Below are 3,498 nucleotides of genomic sequence, written 5' to 3'. Positions count from 1 at the left end.
CTGGCCGCGCTTCAGGGACTTGATGATGTAGGGATAGCCTGACTCCGTCAGCGTCCCCGCCCCGAAGTCGGTGGCGACCAGAAGCGTGTCGCGATCCAGCCAGCTGATCCGGTGCTTGCCTTCGGGAAGGACGAACCCTCCGTCCACGAAGCGGCGGGTCGTGGTGTCGAACTCGCGCACGACCACGGCGTCCTTGCCGCCGTCCGACAGGCTGATCAGGCAGCGGGTCTCGTCCGGGGCCAGGCAGCTGGCGCCCTTCCAGACCCAGTCCTTGCCCTCGGCGCGGGACAGGGCGTCCAGGTCGATCAGGGTCTCCCAGCCGGTGTCCGCCGCGCGGTAGCTGTCCAGGGTGGTGCGGCGCCACACGCCCTTGGGATTGGCGGCGTCCTGCCAGAAATTGCCGATCCCGTCGCCGAGGAAGCTGGGCGCGGGGATGCGGTCGGTGGCGGTCAGGATGGCTTCGGCCTCCCGGCGGAAGGTCTCATAGCGCGGGTCGCCGGTCAGGGCGGCCAGCGACCGTTCGTTCTCGGCGCGGACGAAGGCCATGGCCTGGGTCCCGTTGACCTCCTCCAGCGCCAGATGGTCGTCGGCGGCGCGGACCCCGGCGGGGGTCAGGTCGGCCGGGTAGTGGGGCGGGATGATCCGGTTGGCGGGGACCGTGATCGCATCCTCGCCAGCGGCCTGCTGGGCGTTGGCTGGAAGGGCGATCGCGAGCATGAGCACCGGGATGGCGGCGGACAGAAGCAGGTGGCGCATTTTCAACTCCGCTCATCCCCGCGAAGGCGGGGACCCAGATCCGTGGGCAGCCGGCGCCGGCCGACCGCCCCTAACAGCAATCCCGCCCATCAGCGTCTTGACGAAAGCACTGGGGCCCCGCCTTCGCGGGGATGAGCGGGTGAAAGGTCCTATTCCTGCGCCGGCGAATCCATCAGGCGGCGGGTCAGATAGGTGTACTCCAGGGCCAGACGGCGGGCCGTCTCGCGCAGGTTGGCGCCGGCCGCGTGGCCGCCGTCGGTGTTCTCATAGAACAGCACCGGATAGCCCAGCTCCTCCAGACGCGCCGCCGCCTTGCGGGCGTGGCCCGGGTGGACGCGGTCGTCCTTGGTCGAGGTGTGGATGAAGACCTCCGGATAGGGCTGGCCGGCCCGCAGGTTCTGGTAGGGCGAATACTGCTCGATCCAGGCGCGCTGCTCCGGAATGTCCGGGTTGCCGTATTCGGCGATCCACGAGGCGCCGGCCAGCAGCTTGTGGAAGCGCAGCATGTCGAACAGCGGCACCTGGATGACGGCGCCGTTGATCAGGTCCGGACGCTGGGTCAGCATGGCGCCCATGAACAGGCCGCCCTGCGAGCCGCCCATGATGCCGAGGCGGGGCTGGCTGGTGATGTTGCGGGCCTCCAGGTCCAGGGCCACGGCCTGGAAGTCCTCGTGGGCGCGCTGGCGGTTCTGCTGCAGGGCCGCCTGGTGCCAGCGCGGACCGAACTCGCCGCCGCCGCGGGTGTTGGCGACCACATAGACGCCGCCGCGCTCCAGCCACAGCTTGCCGACCGTGGCCGAATAGCCGGGCAGCAGGGAGTTCTGGTAGCCGCCGTAGCCGTACAGCAGCGTCGGGTTGGAGCCGTCCATCGGCATGTCGCCCTTATGGACGACGAAGTAGGGGATCATGGTCCCGTCGGCGCTGCGGGCCTCGAACTGCTCGACCACCATGCCGGTGGCGTCGAACTTGGCCGGCAGGGACTTCACCACGGCGGCCTGGGTCGTGGCCGCGTCGGCGAGGTACAGGCTGGACGGGTTCAGATAGCCGGCGACGCTGACGAAGATCTTGTCGTCGCTGTCCGAGGCCGAGCCGACGCCGACGGTGACGTTCTGCGGCAGGTCCAGGCGGTTGCGCGCCCATTCGCCCGACGGGTTGGGTTCATAGACATAGACCGAGCCGCGCACGTTCTCGTACAGGGCCACGACCAGCTTGTTGCGGGTGGACGAGATGCTCTCGATGGCTTCGCGGTCGGTCGGACGGATGACCAGCTGGGCGGGCGTCGCCGGATTGGCCAGCCATTGCTCCAGGTTCCAGGCGATGACGTCGCCGGTGCGGAACTGCTGGCCGGACGGAGCGGTCCAGTCCTGATCGGTGGTGACCACCAGCTGACCCTTGACCAGGGCGTTGATGCTGGACTTGGCCGGCAGCTGCAGCTGGGTCGTGGTGCCGTCGGCGTTCAGCCGCCAGGTCTCGCCCTCATAGAAGTTGATCCCCCGATTGATCAGGGTCGCCTTCACCACGCCGTCGGCGTCGCGCAGGGTGTAGCCGCTGACCGAGACGTCGGTCTGCTGACCCTCGAAGACGACCGTGGCCTGATCGAGCGACTGGCCGCGGCGCAGCAGGCGCAGGGTGCGCGGATAGCCGGAATCGGTCAGGGTGCCTTCGCCGAAATCGCGCGAGATCAGCAGGGTGTCGGCGTCGATCCAGGTCGCGCCGCCCTTGGACTCCGGCAGGACGAAGCCGCCGTCGACGAACTGTTTCGTCTGGCGGTCGAACTCACGGACCGTGACGGCGTCCTTGCCGCCGTCCGACAGGCTGACCAGGCAGTGGGTCTCTTGCGGCGGCAGGCAGGTCACGCCCTTGTAGACCCAGTTCTTGCCCTCCGACGCCGCCAGGGCGTCGATGTCCAGGATGGTCTCCCAGCGCGGCTCGGCCGTGCGGTAGCTGTCCAGGGTCGTGGTGCGCCAGACGCCGCGCACGTGCGACGCGTCCTGCCAGAAATTGTCCAGCGTGCCGTCGTGGTTGAAGCCGACGCCCGGGATGCGGTCGCGCGACTGGACGATCTCCAGCGCCTGGTCGTGAAGCTGGGCGTAGCGGGGGTCGCCCTGCAGGACGCCGAGCGACCGTTCGTTGTGGGCGCGGACCCATTCCATCGCCCGCTCGCCCTCGACCTCTTCCAGCCACAGATAGGGATCGGTCGCGTCCGAGGTGGCGAACCCGCCGGTCGGGGCGTTGGCGGAGGCGGGGACGGCGGTCTGGGCCATGGCGGCGCTCGAAAGGGCGGAGGTGGCGAGAAGCGCGGCGAGCGCGGCGGAACGGATCATATGGGTACTCCCCCGGGAAATGTCGGGCGGCACCTTATCCGCCGTCGCCCCCCCGACAAGGCGAAGCCGCAAACGTTACAGGTTTGTCATGAGGCTCAGCCTCACGCGCCCTCGTCCGGAATGCACAGGACCTTGCCGCAGGCCTTGCAGTGGACGGCGTCGGGGTCATGCTTCTTCAGGCCGCAGGTGGGGCAGTCGTGGCTGATCTTGTGCGGGCGGAAGATGGTCTGGGCCAGCCGCAGGAACAGGGTGATGCCGGTCAGCATGACCACGATCGACAGCACCCGGCCCCAGTTGCCCGGCAGGGTGATGTCGCCGAAGCCGGTCGTCGTCAGGGTGGCGACGGTGAAATACAGGGCGTCCAGATAGCCGGTGATGCCCGGATGCGTGCCCCGGAAGGTCGCGTAGACGAAGCCCG

General features: G+C 68.9%; 2 protein-coding genes and 1 pseudogene. All 3 read right to left on the bottom strand.

Annotated features, from left to right (window positions below; translation table 11 throughout):
- Nucleotides 1–756, bottom strand: a pseudogene (locus Q0C81_RS17470) (S9 family peptidase); the annotation flags it as partial.
- A 149-nt stretch (nucleotides 757–905) separates the two neighbouring features.
- Nucleotides 906–3,080 carry a prolyl oligopeptidase family serine peptidase gene (locus tag Q0C81_RS17465; RefSeq protein WP_291840987.1) on the bottom strand — a complete coding sequence of 725 codons (2,175 nt, stop codon included), beginning with the start codon at nucleotides 3,078–3,080 and terminating at the stop codon, nucleotides 906–908.
- 101 nt (nucleotides 3,081–3,181) lie between these two features.
- Nucleotides 3,182–3,498: potassium channel family protein (locus tag Q0C81_RS17460; RefSeq protein WP_291840985.1), on the bottom strand; the 317-nt coding region annotated here is incomplete at its 5' end.

Origin of the sequence: Brevundimonas sp. (assembly GCF_023259385.1) — a bacterium.
GTDB lineage: Bacteria > Pseudomonadota > Alphaproteobacteria > Caulobacterales > Caulobacteraceae > Brevundimonas.
Note: the sequence above shows the minus strand (reverse complement) of the source record. Positions and strands in the feature narration are given on the sequence as shown.

Coding starts and splice junctions, on each gene's coding strand:
- Q0C81_RS17465 (WP_291840987.1), bottom strand. CDS start 3,080: ATGATCCGTTCCGCCGCGCTCGCCGCGCTTCTCGCCACCTCCGCCCTT.